Origin of the sequence: Stenotrophomonas sp. LC732, assembly GCF_052446685.1 — a bacterium.
Lineage (GTDB): Bacteria > Pseudomonadota > Gammaproteobacteria > Xanthomonadales > Xanthomonadaceae > Stenotrophomonas > Stenotrophomonas muris.
The window spans coordinates 4,602,716-4,616,569 of sequence record NZ_CP199214.1 but is presented as its reverse complement, the minus strand read 5'-3'; the positions used below and the strand labels follow the sequence as shown (position 1 = coordinate 4,616,569).

At 68.7% G+C, this 13,854-nt stretch carries 10 protein-coding genes; 9 read left to right on the top strand and 1 reads right to left on the bottom strand.

The annotated features are described in order from the left end of the window. Positions 1 to 15 precede the first annotated feature (15 nt). Positions 16 to 630 carry a DUF938 domain-containing protein gene (locus ACT6SE_RS21645; RefSeq protein WP_032961616.1) on the bottom strand — a complete coding sequence of 205 codons (615 nt, stop codon included), beginning with the start codon at positions 628 to 630 and terminating at the stop codon, positions 16 to 18. 846 nt (positions 631 to 1,476) lie between these two features. Here ACT6SE_RS21645 and ACT6SE_RS21640 point away from each other — a divergent pair. Genes ACT6SE_RS21640 through ACT6SE_RS21600 form a run of 9 tightly spaced genes read left to right on the top strand, consistent with a single transcriptional unit; the run spans position 1,477 to position 13,828 of the window. Further along, positions 1,477 to 3,108: a TldD/PmbA family protein gene (locus ACT6SE_RS21640; protein ID WP_444811057.1), complete on the top strand. Its 1,632-nt coding sequence runs from the start codon at positions 1,477 to 1,479 to the stop codon at positions 3,106 to 3,108. Between the two features lie 30 nt (positions 3,109 to 3,138). Further along, the gene (locus ACT6SE_RS21635) at positions 3,139 to 4,773 is read left to right on the top strand and encodes a TldD/PmbA family protein (protein ID WP_014645477.1); all 1,635 of its coding nucleotides are present in this window, start codon (positions 3,139 to 3,141) and stop codon (positions 4,771 to 4,773) included. Between the two features lie 21 nt (positions 4,774 to 4,794). Beyond that, a complete protein-coding gene (locus tag ACT6SE_RS21630; RefSeq protein ID WP_014645476.1) occupies positions 4,795 to 6,129 on the top strand; it encodes a TldD/PmbA family protein in 1,335 nt (444 codons plus the stop codon). Next, on the top strand, positions 6,129 to 6,836 hold the full coding sequence (locus ACT6SE_RS21625) for a DUF4159 domain-containing protein (RefSeq protein ID WP_005411842.1): 708 nt from the start codon (positions 6,129 to 6,131) through the stop codon (positions 6,834 to 6,836). The genes ACT6SE_RS21630 and ACT6SE_RS21625 overlap by 1 nt, the downstream gene beginning before the upstream one ends. A gap of 16 nt (positions 6,837 to 6,852) precedes the next feature. Next, the gene (locus tag ACT6SE_RS21620; RefSeq protein WP_014645475.1) at positions 6,853 to 7,836 is read left to right on the top strand and encodes an AAA family ATPase; all 984 of its coding nucleotides are present in this window, start codon (positions 6,853 to 6,855) and stop codon (positions 7,834 to 7,836) included. A gap of 7 nt (positions 7,837 to 7,843) precedes the next feature. Further along, positions 7,844 to 8,740: a DUF58 domain-containing protein gene (locus tag ACT6SE_RS21615; protein ID WP_046427741.1), complete on the top strand. Its 897-nt coding sequence runs from the start codon at positions 7,844 to 7,846 to the stop codon at positions 8,738 to 8,740. Continuing rightward, complete coding sequence (locus ACT6SE_RS21610; protein ID WP_046427739.1) at positions 8,737 to 9,858, top strand: BatA domain-containing protein; 1,122 nt, start codon at positions 8,737 to 8,739, stop codon at positions 9,856 to 9,858. Before ACT6SE_RS21615 ends, ACT6SE_RS21610 begins: the two co-directional genes overlap by 4 nt. Continuing rightward, positions 9,855 to 12,023 (top strand): hypothetical protein, encoded by a 2,169-nt coding sequence (locus tag ACT6SE_RS21605; RefSeq protein WP_046427737.1) that lies wholly within the window; start codon positions 9,855 to 9,857, stop codon positions 12,021 to 12,023. The genes ACT6SE_RS21610 and ACT6SE_RS21605 overlap by 4 nt, the downstream gene beginning before the upstream one ends. Then, the gene (locus tag ACT6SE_RS21600) at positions 12,020 to 13,828 is read left to right on the top strand and encodes a hypothetical protein (RefSeq protein WP_046427734.1); all 1,809 of its coding nucleotides are present in this window, start codon (positions 12,020 to 12,022) and stop codon (positions 13,826 to 13,828) included. Before ACT6SE_RS21605 ends, ACT6SE_RS21600 begins: the two co-directional genes overlap by 4 nt. Positions 13,829 to 13,854 lie beyond the last annotated feature (26 nt).

The window sequence follows — 13,854 nt, the reverse complement described above, 5'->3', positions numbered from 1 at the left end:
GGCACTACCGATGGTTTACCCCAACCGCCACAGCAGCAGGCGGTTGTTGGCCGGCATCGCCACATCCCCCAGGCGGGTGAATCCGTGGTCGGCGGCCAGCGCCTGCACCGCTTCGCTATCGCGGATGCCGCTGCGCGGGTCGCGCGCCTTCAGCCAGGCATCGAACTGCGCGTTGCTGTCGCTGCTGTAGCGGCCGCCGTAGTTGAACGGGCCGTACGCCGCCAGCAGCGCGCCGCGACGCAGCACCGATGGCAGCGCGGCGAACAACGCCTGCACGTGCGCCCAACTCATGATGTGCAGCGTGTTTGCGCTGAACGCGGCGTCGAACGTGCTGCCCTGTGGCAGGCTGAGCCCAGGCGCCGGTGGCAGTTCCACCTGCAGCGCCACCGGCGGCAGCAGGTTCAGAAGCGCCGCTTCCGCGCGCCAGGCCTCGATGCCGGGCAGATGGTCCGGATGGTCGCTGGGCTGCCAGCGCAGCCAGGGCCAACGCTCGGCGAAGAAGGCCGCGTGCTGGCCGGTGCCGCTGCCGATTTCCAGCACCCGATGGCGGTCGCCCATCCACGGGTCGAGTGCGGCGGCGATCGGTTCGCGGTTGCGCTCGCAGGCTTCTGAATGCGGCTTGCTCGACATCAGGACGGTGTCCAGGCGGGGTCGGCCCATTGTGCACGAGGGGGGTGTTCCGAGCAGGGCTGCGCCCTGCACCTGCTTCAAGCCACAGCAACGGCAACAGCCAAAGCAACAGCAACAGCGGGCTTCCTGAGGGATGGCGGGGTGGATCCGGTGGCAGGGGACGCCGTAAATCCCCCTCCGGGGTCCGGCCCAGCCGCTGGCGGCTGTGCGTTCGGGCGCTTGCGAAGCAGTGCTTCGCAAGCAAAGCGCCCTCACCCATGGAGGCTCGGTCGCGCCATCCATGGCGCTCACGCCCCTGCCACCGGACCCACCCCGCCTTCGACAGTTGGCCGCGATCTGTCGGAAACACTCTTGGGGTCAGATCCGTTTTCCGCAGGAAAACGGATCTGACCCCGAATTTCATTCGATATCTGACAGATGTGTCGACCAAGGTCGACACCTACCAGCAGCGCACGGAATCTGTCAGAGGCGGGGCGGTGTGGGTGGGCAGGACCGTTGGCGCCATGGATGGCGCCATCGAGCCCCCAGGGGTGAGGGCGCTTTGCTTGCGAAGCACTGCTTCGCAAGCGCCCGAACGCACAGCCGCCAGCGGCTGGGCCGGACCCCGGAGGGGGGTTAACGGCGTGTCCTGCCCACCCACACCGCCCCGCCATCCCCCAGCAAGCCCGCTGTTGCTGTGGCTGTTGCTCCGGCTCTGAGCAGGTGCAGGGCTGCAAGCCCTGCCGAAACACCCCCAACCATGACTGCAGTCACTTGCCCGGATGCCCCGCGCTGGCGAAAGTCGAGTGGTTGACGTGATCGGCTCGGCCCGTTGCCGGCCGCACGCAAGCGAGAGAGAGAAACGCTGTGCAACGACGTGAGTTCCTGGCTTTTTCCGGTCTGGGCCTGGCGGGCCTGCTGCTGCCGCATTCCCGTGCCATCGCCGCCGAGCAACTGCTCGCCCCGGTCGACACCCTCCAGCGCAGGCGCCTGGCGGACGTGGCGCTGGCCACCGCACGCACGGCCAAGGCCAGCTACTGCGATGTGCGCATCGGCCGCTACCTCAACCAGTCGGTCATCACCCGCGAGCATCAGGTCGGCAACGTGACCAACCGCGAATCGTCCGGCGTGGGCGTGCGGGTGATCGTCAACGGGGCCTGGGGCTTCGCTGCCACCCACCAGCAGACCGAGGCCGCCGTACGCGCTGCGGTCGAGCAGGCGGCCGCGATCGCCCGCGCCAACGCCAGCATCCAGACCCGGCCGGTGCAGCTGGCGCCGACGCCGCCGGTCGGGGAGGTGCGCTGGCAGACCCCCGTCCGCAGGAACGCGATGGCGGTGCCGATCCAGGACAAGGTCGAACTGCTGCTGGCCCTCAATGCCGCCGCGCTGGATGCGGGCGCCGACTACATCAATTCCACCCTGTTCCTGGTCAACGAACAGAAGTACTTCGCCTCCAGCGATGGCTCGTTCATCGACCAGGACATCCATCGCATCTGGCTGCCGTTCACCGCCACCGCCATCGACAAGGCCAGCGGCAGGTTCCGCACCCGCGCCGGCCTGTCCTCGCCGATGGGCATGGGCTATGAGTTCCTCGATGGCGATGCGCGCGGCAAGGTGCACCTGCCCGGTGGCATCACCGCCTACCGCGATTCCTACGACCCGGTCGAGGACGCCATTGCGGCCGCCCGCCACGCGCGCGAGAAACTGAAGGCGCCGTCGGTGAAGCCCGGCAAGTACGACCTGGTGCTGGACCCGTCCAACGTGTTCCTGACCATCCACGAAAACGTCGGCCACCCGCTGGAGCTGGACCGCGTGCTCGGCTACGAAGCCAACTACGCCGGCACCAGCTTCGCCACGCTGGACAAGCGCGATGCGGGTTTCCGCTGGGGCAGCGACATCGTCACCTTCTTCGCCGACAAGACCCAGCCGGGCAGCCTCGGTGCGGTCGGCTACGACGACGAGGGCGTCAAGACCCAGCGCTGGGACCTGGTGCGCGACGGCATCCTGGTCGATTACCAGGCCACCCGCGATGAAGCCCATATCCTCGGCCGCGATGCATCGCATGGCTGCAGCTACGCCGATTCCTGGTCCAGCGTGCAGTTCCAGCGCATGGCCAATGTCTCGCTGGCGCCGGGCAAGCAGCCGCTCAGCGTCGAGGACATGATCAAGGACGTGGAGAACGGTATCTACATCCACGGCCGGGGGTCGTACTCGATCGACCAGCAGCGCTACAACGCGCAGTTCGGTGGCCAGCTGTACTACCAGATCAAGGACGGAAAGATCGCCGGCATGGTCGAGGATGCGGCCTACCAGATCCGCACGCCGGAATTCTGGAATGCCTGCACGGCCATCTGCGATGAACGCGATTTCCGCCTGGGCGGTTCGTTCTTCGACGGCAAGGGCCAGCCCGGCCAGGTCTCGGCGGTCTCGCACGGTTCGTCCACCACCCGCTTCAACGGCATCAACATCATCAACACCGCGCGCAGTCTCGGCGCTTGAGCCACCCATCCTTCGACATGGAGAGCAGCCTTGCAAAGACGTGACTTCCTGGCCCTGACCGGGCTTACCGCGGGCGGGCTGATCGTGCCCTCCTTCTTCGGCAAGGTGATCGCCGCCGAGCAGCTGCAGTCCAGCCTCGACCCGGCATTGAAGAAGCGCCTGGCCGACGCGGCGCTGCAGGCGGCGCGCAGCGCCGGTGCCACCTACTGCGACGTGCGCATCGGCCGCTACCTGCGGCAGTTCGTGATCACCCGCGAGGACAAGGTGCAGAACGTGGTGAACACCGAGTCCACCGGCGTGGGCATCCGCGTGATCGTCAACGGCGCCTGGGGCTTTGCCGCCACCAACGCACTGGGTACCGCCGACGTGGCCAGGGCCGCGCAGCAGGCGGCGGCCATCGCCAAGGCCAATGCCGGCGTGCAGACCGCACCGGTGCAGCTGGCCAAGGCGCCGGGCGTGGGTGAGGTGAGCTGGCGCACGCCGATCCGCAAGAATGCGATGGAGGTGCCGATCAAGGACAAGGTCGGCCTGCTGCTGGACGTCAACGCTGCCGCAATGGGCGCTGGTGCCAGCTTCGTCAACTCGATGCTGTTCCTGGTCAACGAGCAGAAGTACTTTGCTTCCACCGATGGTTCCTATATCGACCAGGACGTGCACCGCATCTGGGCGCCGATGACGGTCACCGCCATCGACAAGAGCAGCGGCAAGTTCCGCACCCGTTCGGGCCTGTCCTCGCCGATGGGCCTGGGCTACGAGTACCTGGACGGCGCCGCCGCCGGCAAGGTGGTCAGCCCGAATGGCGTGGTCAACTACAGTTCTTCCTACGACATGAAGGAAGACGCCATCGCCGCCGCCCGGCAGGCGCAGGAAAAGCTGAAGGCCCCGTCGGTGAAGCCGGGCAAGTACGATCTGGTGCTCGATCCGTCGCATACCTGGCTGACCATCCACGAGTCGATCGGCCACCCGCTGGAACTGGACCGCGTGCTCGGCTACGAAGCCAACTACGCCGGCACCAGCTTCGCCACCCTGGACAAGCGCGAACAGCATTTCCAGTACGGCAGCGAGCTGGTCAACATCTTCGCCGACAAGACCCAGCCCGGCAGCCTCGGCGCGGTGGCATACGACGATGAAGGCGTGAAGTGCAAGCGCTGGGACCTGATCAGCAACGGCAAGCTGGTGGACTACCAGACCATCCGCGACCAGGCCCACATCCTCGGCAAGACCGAGTCCGACGGCTGCTGCTATGCCGACTCGTGGTCCAGCGTACAGTTCCAGCGCATGGCCAACGTGTCGATGGCACCGGGCAAGACGCCGCTGAGCGTGCCGGACCTGATCAAGGACGTGGAGAACGGCATCTACATCATCGGTGATGGCTCGTTCTCGATCGACCAGCAGCGCTACAACGCGCAGTTCGGCGGCCAGCTGTTCTACGAGATCAAGAACGGCCAGATCACCCGCATGCTGGAAGACGTGGCTTACCAGATCCGCACGCCGGAGTTCTGGAACGCCTGCACCGCCGTGGCCGACGAACGCGACTACCGCCTGGGCGGTTCGTTCTTCGACGGCAAGGGCCAGCCGGGACAGGTCTCGGCGGTCTCGCACGGCTCGTCCACCGCGCGCTTCAACGGCATCAACGTCATCAACACCGCACGCAGCCTCGGCTGACCGGTCAGGAGCCCTTACACCATGAGTATCTTCACCGAAGCCCAGGCCAAGGCCATCCTCGACAAGGTCATCGCCCTGTCCAAGGCCGACGAGTGCACCGCCGTGCTGGCCGGCGCGATCAGCGGCAACATCCGCTTCGCGCTGAACAATGTCTCCACCAGTGGCATCGTCGACAACACCGAACTGGCAGTCACCGTCGCCTTCGGCAAGCGCGTCGGCACCGCCTCGATCAACGAGTTCGACGATGCCGCGCTGGAACGCGTGGTGCGCCGTGCCGAAGACCTGGCCCGCCTGGCCCCGGAGAACCCGGAGTTCATGCCGGCCATCGGCAAGCAGAGCTACCGCGCCAGCCCCACCTTCAGCGAATCCACTGCTGCCATCGATCCGGCGTTCCGTGCCAAGGTCGCCGCCGATTCGATCGCCCCGTGCCGTGGCCACGGCCTGATCGCCGCCGGCTTCCTCGAGGACGGCCAGGGCTTCCAGGCCACCGCCAACAGCAACGGCAACTTCGCCTACCAGCGCACCACCAACTTCGATTACACCTGCACCGTGCGCACTGAAGATGGCCGCGGCTCGGGCTGGGTCGGCCGCAACCTGAAGGATGCGGCCGACTTCAAGGCCGACCAGGACATCCGCATCGCCATGCGCAAGGCCACCGAGTCGGCCGAAGCCAAGGCGCTGGAACCGGGCAAGTACACGGTGATCCTGGAGCCGGCCGCAGCGGCAGGCCTGATCAGCTTCATGATGAACTTCTTCAGTGCGCGCTCGGCCGATGAAGGCCGCAGCTTCCTGTCGAAGAAGGGTGGTGGCAACAAGCTGGGCGAGCAGGTCTACGACCCGCGCGTGACCATGATCGCCGATCCGTGGCATCCGGACGCACCGGTGCTGCCGTGGGACAACGAAGGCCTGCCGCGCGAGCGCATGGCCATCATCGAGAACGGCAAGATCGCCAACCTGGACTACTCGCGCTTCTGGGCGCAGAAGCAGGGCAAGACCGCCAAGGCCTCGCCGGGCAACCTGCTGATGAGCGGTGGCGACAAAAGCACCGCCGAGCTGGTGCGTGGCACCCAGAAGGGCATCCTGGTCACGCGTACCTGGTACATCCGCATGGTCGATCCGCAGACGGTGCTGCTGACCGGCCTCACCCGCGACGGCACCTTCTACATCGAGAACGGCCAGATCAAGCACCCGGTGAAGAACTTCCGCTTCAACGAGTCGCCGGTGATCATGCTCAACAACATCGAAGAGCTGGGCAAGCCGGTGCGTGTGGCCGGTGATGAGTCCAGCTACGTGATGATGATCCCGCCGATGAAGCTGCGCGATTTCACCTTCACCTCGCTGTCCGACGCCGTCTGATGGATCGCCGGGCCTGCCTGCGCTGGTTGGCCGCTGCCGCTTCGGCGGCGGCGCTGCCGGCCTGGGCACAGGCAGGCCCGCGCAGTTCGCGCTACGACTTCTGGTTCACCCGCCTGCAGTACGACTCCGGTGACTGGGACGTGGACGCGCGCATGCCGTCCAACCTGATCACCTCGCTGATCGACTACACCTCGCTGCGCGTGGACCCGCAGGAGCACGTGGTGGCACTGGCCGACCCGCGCATGCTGGAAGCGCCGTTCTGCTACCTGGCCGGCCACACGCTGGTGGAGTTCAATGCCGCCGAGCGGCAGAACTTCGTGCGCTATGTGCGCAATGGCGGCTTCGTCTTCGTCGACGACTGCAACCACGATATCGATGGGCTGTTCGCCACCTCGTTCGAGGCACAGATGGGCCGCCTGTTTGGTCCCAGGGCACTGCAGAAGCTGCCCAACAGCCACCCGCTGTACCGCAGCTTCTTCCGTTTCCCCGATGGCCCGCCGGCCACCAGCTTCGAACTCAACGGCTGGGGCGACGACCTGGTGCACGACTACCTGAAGGGCATCGAGGTCGATGGTCGCCTGGGGCTGCTCTACAGCAACAAGGACTACGGCTGCGAGTGGGACTACGACTGGCGCAACAAGCGTTTCCTGGCCGAAGACAACACCCGCTTCGGCGTCAACATCGTGATGTACGCGTTGAACAATTGATAGGACCTGCACGCCCATGACTTCCCCCGACCTCGATTCCCTGTTGCCACGCCTGGATGCGCTGCGCGCCGCGCTTGCACGCGCCGTGGTGGGCCAGCACACCGTGGTCGAGCAGCTGCTGATCGGCCTGCTGGCCGGCGGCCACTGCCTGCTGGAAGGCGCGCCCGGGCTCGGCAAGACCCTGCTGGTGCGCTCGCTCGGGCAGGCGCTGGAACTGCAGTTCCGGCGCGTGCAGTTCACCCCCGACCTGATGCCCAGCGACATCCTCGGCACCGAGCTGCTGGAGGAAGACCACGGCACCGGCCATCGCCATTTCCGTTTCCAGCAGGGCCCGATCTTCACCCACCTGCTGTTGGCAGACGAACTCAACCGCACCCCGCCCAAGACCCAGGCCGCACTGCTGGAAGCGATGCAGGAACGCACGGTCAGCTACGCCGGCACCACCTACGCACTGCCGGCGCCGTTCTTCGTGCTGGCCACACAGAACCCGATCGAGCAGGCGGGCACTTACCCACTGCCGGAAGCGCAGCTGGACCGCTTCCTGCTGCACGTGCTGGTGGATTACCCCAGCGAGGACGAGGAGCGGCAGATCCTGGAACAGACCACCGGCGGCGCCACCGACGCGGTGCCGAAGGTGATGGATGCAGAGGCGGTGATCGCGCTGCAGGCCGCCGTACGCCAGGTGCATGTCAGCCCGGATGTGCTGGCCTGGATCACCCGCCTGGTGCGCGCCAGCCGCCCAGGCGAAGGCGCACCCGCCGCGATCAACCAGTGGGTGAAGTGGGGCGCGGGCCCGCGCGCCGGACAGTCGCTGGTGCTGGCGGCAAAAGCGCGCGCATTGCTGCAGGGCCGCTTTGCCGCCACCCGCGAGGATGTGCAGGCACTGGCCGCGCCGGTGATGCGTCATCGCCTGCTGCTGTCGTTCGCCGCCGAGGCCGAGCAGAAGCGTGCCGACGACGTGGTCGCCGCCCTGCTGCAGGCCGTGCCGTTCCCGGGTTGAGCCACCCGTGAACGCCGGTACCCCGTTGACCTTGCCACCGGAACTGCGTGCGCGCCTGCGCACGCTCCGCGTGCGGCCACGCCTGGCCAGTGGCGCCAGTGGCATCGGCCAGCACGCCAGCCGCAGCCGCGGTGCCGGCCTCGAATTCGCCCAGTACCGCGCCTACGAACCAGGCGATGAGCTGCGCCAGATCGACTGGAAGCTGTATGCACGCTCGGACCGCTTCTTCGTGCGCGAATCCGAACGCGAAAGCCCGATCACGGTCTGGCTGCTGCTTGATGCCACCGCCTCGGCCGGCCAGGCCGATCGCGCGGCACCGCAGCGCACCCGCCTGGACCACATGCGCGGTGTGGCCGCCTGCGTGGTGGAACTGGCCCTGCAGCAGGGCGACCGTTTCGGCCTGCTGGCGATCAATGGCGATGGACTGCAGTTGGTGCCCGCAGCGAACGGCGCACGCCAGCGTGATCGCGTGCACCTGCAACTGCATGCGCTGCAGGCGCGTGGCGGCTGGCCTGTGGCCGATCGCCTGCGCCCGCTGTGGGAGCGCGTGCGCCCGGGCGACCTGCTGCTGGCGATCGGCGACGGTTTTGACGAGGCCGGCATTGTGCTGCTGGAACAACTGGCCAGCGCACGCCGCGAAGTGGCACTGCTGCAGATCCTCACCGCCGACGAGCGTGACTTCCCGTTCGGCGCAGGCCATCGCTTCCGCGATCCGGAGACCGGCGAGGAACTGCTGGGCGATGGCGCGGCGATCCGCACCGACTACCTGCAACGCTTCGCTGACGCACGCAACGCATTGCAGTCGCGCCTGCAGGCCAGCGGCATCGCCAGTGCCACTGGCTGGCTCGACCAGCCGCTGGACCAACCACTGCAGGCACTGTTTGGCCGCAGGGGCGGCGCATGACCCTGCTGTTCCCGTTGGGCCTGGCCGCGCTCGCTGCAGGGTTGCTGCCGCTGCTGATCCACCTCGCCCGCCGCCATCCGTACACACCGCTGGATTTCGCCGCGCTGCGCTGGCTGCGTGCACAGATCCGGCCGCGCCAGCGCATCCGCTTCGACGACTGGCCGTTGCTGCTGGTGCGCCTGCTGTTGCTTGCCGCGTTGGCCTTGCTGCTGGCACGACCTGCATTGACCGGGCCTGCGCCAGCCCCCACTGCGTGGACGGTCGTAGCCCCAGGGCTGGACGCGACCGCACTACGCGGCACCGCCGAAGCGGGCAACTGGCATTGGCTGGCGCCCGGCTTCCCGGCCATTGATCAAGTGCCACCCGCGTCCACGGCTTCCCTGCCCAGCCTGCTGCGCGAACTGGACGCACAGCTGCCTGCGGGCACCGCATTGACCGTGCACGTTCCCGATCCCCTGCCCGGCCTGGACGGCGCACGCCTGCAGCTGTCGCGCGAGGTGCAGTGGCGCCCGCAGCCGATACCGGTGAGTGAGCAACCGAGTGCCGCAACGTTGCCGCGCCTGCGCGTGCACAGCGATGCTTCGGCCGCCGTCCAGCACTGGTTGAATGCACTGCAGCGCGCGTGGGGCAGGCAGGCGCCGCTCGCGCCTCTGGTGGCGGATGCGCTGCCCGAACGCGGCGAGATCGGCGTGTGGAGCCGCACTGGCGCACTGCCGGCGAAATGGCAGGCGTGGCTGCAGGACGGCGGACGTGTAGTGACTGCCGGCAAGCCTGCCGCCGAGGCCAGCATCCTGCTGCGCAACACCGAGGGCTCCCCGCTGCTGTGGCAGCAACGCATCGGCCACGGTGTCCTGCTGTCTCTGCCCGGCGACTGGGATGCCTCAGGCAACGCTGCGCTGCGCGATCCGCAGTTGCCACGCGCGCTGCTGCTGGCTCTGCAGCCGCATCCGCTGCCACGCCTCGGCGATGCCCAGGACCAGGCCCCCCGCCAGGCAGCACTGCCTGCGGCAACGCCGCCGCTGCGCAAGCTCACCCCGTGGTTGCTGCTGGCCATCGTGCTGCTGTTCGCGCTGGAACGCTGGATGGCCAGCAGTCATCGACGCAGGGGGCCCGCATGAACACCCTGCAGCTCGCCTGGCAGCACGCGCGCCGCCGCCGTGCGCTCGTCACCCTGCTGCTGGGCCTGCCGTGGGCGCTGGCCGCAACGGTGCTGGCGCTGCGACTGGCGGGCTTCGATATGGCCTGCGTGATCGGCACCATCGGCCTGCTTGCCTGCGCAGCGCTCGCCACGGCACGCTCCCGCCAGCTGGACCCGCAGTGGTTGCAGCGCCAGCTCGATGGCAGCGGCGCCAGTGAGGACAGTGCCGACCTGCTGTTTGCCGATGCGCTTACCCTCAATCCGCTGCAGCAGCGCCAGCGCGCGCATGTGCTGGCCACGCTGGAACGCGCGATGCCGGAACTGCGTCCGCGCTGGCCGCGTGGAGCATTGGCGCTGTGCTGGATCGCAGGCCTGGCCATCGTTGCGCTGGCATTCGGCTGGCCACGTTCCAGCCCCGGCTCCGCGCCGGCCCGTGCGTCGGCGCCTGGCAGCACGACTGCCGCGGGCCCACTGCACCTGCAGTCCACCCGCATGCGCATCGACGCGCCGGCCTATACCGGCCAGGCCACGCTCACCCAGAACGCACTGGATGCCAAGGTCGCCGCCGACAGCCGGCTGTCGTGGTCGTTGCGCTTCGATCGCGCACCGGACAAGGCATGGCTGCAGTTCCACGATGGTCGCCGGTTGCCGCTGAACGAACACGATGGCCAGTGGCAGGCACAGGATGTGGCGCGCACGCCGGTGCTGTACCGCGTGGTGAGCGAGCCGGCGTTGGCCGGAACCGACCTGCATCGTCTGGACGTGGTCGCCGACCGCGCGCCCGGCGTACGCGTGCTGGAGCCGGCCGCCAGCCTGGTGCTGGGCACGCCCGGGCAACGCCAGTGGTCGTTGCGCTTCGAGGCCACCGACGACTATGGCGTGGCCGCGCAGGCAACGCTGTCGATCACCACCACCCAGGGCAGCGGTGAGAACATCACCTTCGTGAAACGCAGCGTGACGCTTGCCGGCAGCGGCGAAGCCACCGCGCGGCGTTTCGCCCACACGCTTGATCTGGCTGCGCTGGGCGCGCAACCGGGCAACGATGTCATCGCCCAGCTGGAAGTGCGCGACAACCACGCGCCAACACCGCAGACCGGGCGCAGCAGCAGCGTGATCCTGCGCCTGCCCAGCGCCGAGGTTGCACTCGGTGCCGAACTGGAAGGCCGCATCAAGAAGACCCTGCCGGCCTATTTCCGCAGCCAGCGGCAGATCATCATCGATGCCGAAGCGCTGATCCGGCAGCGACGCAGCCTTGCCGCCGAGGACTTCGTGAAACGCAGCGATGCGATCGGTGTCGACCAGCGCATCCTGCGCCTGCGCTATGGCCAGTTCCTGGGCGAAGAAAGCGAAGGTGCACCGAAGCCACCGCCGACCAGCGACCTGCCCACCAGCGATGCGCCGACCGCAGACAGCCACGACGACGAACACGATCACGACCATGGCGCCGAGGCCGGTGCGCACGACGCGCATGGCCACGACCACGGCGGCAAGGCGTCCAATGCCGATGCGCCACCGGTGTTCGGCAGCGCCACCGATGTGCTGTCGGAGTACGGCCACACCCACGACCATGCCGAGGCCGCGACCCTGCTCGACCCACAGACCCGCGCCACGCTGAAGGCCGCGCTGGACCAGATGTGGTCGGCCGAAGGCGAGCTGCGCCAGGGCCGTCCGGAGCAGGCACTGCCGTTCGCCTACAAGGCACTGGGGTTCATCAAGCAGGTGCAGCAGGCCGAGCGCATCTACCTGGCACGGGTGGGGCCGGAGCTGCCGCCGATCGATGAAGGCCGCCGGCTGGGTGGCGATCGCGCTGGGCTGGCCAGCCGTGAACTGCCGTTGGCCGCCCGCACCCCGCCCGATCCGGCCATCGTCGAAGCGTGGCAGCGCCTCGGCGATGACACCAGCGTGCCCGACCTCGACGCACTCGCCAGCTGGCAGCAGCGCAACGCCGCCTATCTGCCCGATGCGCTGGACCTGGCCGCGGCCATCGAGCAGCTGCGCATCGAACCCGGCTGCCGCGACTGCCGCCAGCGCCTGCGCGCACAGGTATGGCGCGCGCTGCAGCGACCCCTGCCGCAGGCAATGCGGCGCAACGCCGCCGATGCGATGGGGCAGCGGTACCTTGATGCGCTGGAGGTGCAGCCATGAACGCCTCCGCTGTGAACCTGTGGATTGCGCTGGCACTCGTCCTGATCGTGGTCATCGCCAGCGTGCGCCAGCTGCGTGGCAATGCCGCGCGTCGTGGCCGCCAGTGGATCGTGATTGCGCTGCAGCTGATCGCTGCCACGCTGCTGTACTTCTGCCTGGTCCCGCCCACCGGCCAGCAACCCGCGGTCGGCCTGGTCGTGCTGGGAATCGATGCCGACAAGGCCGGCGCGCTGCCGGCCAGCGCAGGCCCGCGGCTGCTGTTGCCTGAGGCTGCCGATGTGCCTGGGGGCCAGCGCGTGCCGGACCTGGCCACGGCGCTGCGCCAGCATCCGGCTTCCACGCTGACGCTGGTCGGTGCCGGCCTGGTCGCGCGTGACCGCGACGCGGTACTGCCACGCGACGTGCGCTGGCAGCCGGTAGCTCCGACGCGCGGGTGGATCGCGCTGCAGCCACCCGCCGACACCGCGCCCGGCGCACGCTTCGACGTGCATGCACAGGCGCGCGGCGTCGCCAAGGCCAAGGCGGAACTGCTTGACCCCGCCGACAGCGTGGTCGATCGCGTGGACGTTGCCGAGGACGGTCATGTGCAGCTCAGCGGCATCGCCCGCGCCGAGGGCCGCAGCGTGTTCCAGCTGCGCCTGCTCGATGCCGGCGGTCATGTGGTGGACAGCGCGCCGGTACCGCAGCAGACCCTGCCGGCGGCACCGCTGCGCATGCTGGTGCGTGCCAGTGCGCCGGGCCCGGAGCTGAAGTACCTGCGCCGCTGGGCCGCCGATACCGGCATCCGCGTGCAGGTACAGGCCGATACCGGGGCAGGTGTCAGCGTGGGGGATGGCGCGGTCGCGCTGGATGCAGCGTCACTCGCGCGCAGCGATCTGTTGCTGCTGGACGAGCGCAGCCTGACCGCATTGAGTGCCGGCCAGCTGGCTGCCGTGCGGCAGGCGTTGCGCGACGGCCTTGGCGTTCTGTTGCGTAGTGCAGGCGCACCTGCAGCCGGCGCGCGCCAGCGCCTGCAGGATCTGGGCCTGCCAGTGCAGGGCGATGGCAGCAGCCACGCCCTCGAACTTCCCGGCGATGGCGACAGCGCGGTCCTCGCCGCACGACGCGGCCCGCTCGCCGCCGGAACGCTGCCGACCGGCTACGGCGAGGAGGCTGACCGCAGCTCGCACAGTGCGCCCCTGCCCGCGCTGGAAGCACTGGCGCTGCAGGCGCCAGGCAGCAACGCCCTGCTGCGGGATGGGTCGGGCAAGGCCGTCGGCGGCTGGCGCGCTGCCGGCAAGGGTCGCATCGGCCTGCTGCCGATCACCGACAGCTGGCGCTGGGTGCTGGCCGGACGCGATGATCGCCACGGTGAACTCTGGAGCAGCGTCGTCGCCACGCTGGCGCGCGCGCAGGGCAGCGGTGATGCGCTGTGGTCGCCGCAGACGCTCGGCTGGGCGGGCGAACGGCAGGCGCTGTGCGGCGTGCAGGCGCCACTGCAGGTCTTCAACGCGCGCGGAGACAGCGTGCCCCTGATCGTCGACGGCGCAACGTCGACCCTGCGCTGCGCCGGCTGGTGGCCGCGCGAGGCGGGTTGGCAGCGCCTGCAGCACGGCGACACCACGGTCTGGCGCTATGTGTTCGACCCGAAGGCCGCACCTGCACTGCACCAGCAGGCGATGATCGATGCAACCACGCGGGCGCTGGCCGTCAGCGGGCCGACGAACACGGCGATGATGCAGCCCGTGCCGGGCTCGCGCTGGCCCTGGTGGCTGGCGTTCACGGTGTGCGCCTCGCTGCTGTGGTGGCTGGAGCGGCGGCGCTGACCCTGGGTCGGATCCCTTTCGCCCAC

Bases quoted from the DNA above. Each gene is read 5' to 3' on its own strand.
- ACT6SE_RS21645 (WP_032961616.1), bottom strand. From the start codon at position 630: ATGTCGAGCAAGCCGCATTCAGAAGCCTGCGAGCGCAACCGCGAACCG.
- ACT6SE_RS21630 (WP_014645476.1), top strand. From the start codon at position 4,795: ATGAGTATCTTCACCGAAGCCCAGGCCAAGGCCATCCTCGACAAGGTC.
- ACT6SE_RS21625 (WP_005411842.1), top strand. From the start codon at position 6,129: ATGGATCGCCGGGCCTGCCTGCGCTGGTTGGCCGCTGCCGCTTCGGCG.
- ACT6SE_RS21620 (WP_014645475.1), top strand. From the start codon at position 6,853: ATGACTTCCCCCGACCTCGATTCCCTGTTGCCACGCCTGGATGCGCTG.
- ACT6SE_RS21610 (WP_046427739.1), top strand. From the start codon at position 8,737: ATGACCCTGCTGTTCCCGTTGGGCCTGGCCGCGCTCGCTGCAGGGTTG.
- ACT6SE_RS21605 (WP_046427737.1), top strand. From the start codon at position 9,855: ATGAACACCCTGCAGCTCGCCTGGCAGCACGCGCGCCGCCGCCGTGCG.
- ACT6SE_RS21600 (WP_046427734.1), top strand. From the start codon at position 12,020: ATGAACGCCTCCGCTGTGAACCTGTGGATTGCGCTGGCACTCGTCCTG.